Annotated in this window: 1 protein-coding gene; it reads right to left on the bottom strand. The window is 74.7% G+C overall.

Annotated features, from left to right (window positions below; genetic code table 11):
• On the bottom strand, positions 1-237 hold a 237-nt coding region (locus SAZ04_RS22990; protein WP_332700117.1), incomplete at both ends, for a hypothetical protein.

The following is a 237-nucleotide window of genomic DNA, read 5'->3' as shown; positions in this document are numbered from 1 at the left end:
GGCTCGGGCACGAGGACCTCGACCATGTCGCCGCCGGTCCGCGACACGTCGTCGACGAGCGTCGGCTCGCCCTGCTCGAGGCAGCGCAGCACCTCGAAGTAGGCCGCGCGCTCGTAGGTCGGGAGGCGCGCGCCCGCCGCCTCGACGCGCGCGCGGAAGGCCTCGACGCGCGCCTCGAGCTCGACCGACTGCACGTAGAGGGCGTGCAGCTCCTGCACGGTGACGTCGGGCGGTACG

It is taken from the genome of Halalkalibacter lacteus, from assembly GCF_036663595.1.
In the GTDB taxonomy this organism is placed as follows: domain Bacteria; phylum Bacillota; class Bacilli; order Bacillales; family Bacillaceae_D; genus Halalkalibacter; species Halalkalibacter lacteus.
The sequence above is the reverse complement of the archived record's forward strand: the minus strand, read 5'-3'. Positions and strand labels throughout refer to the sequence as shown.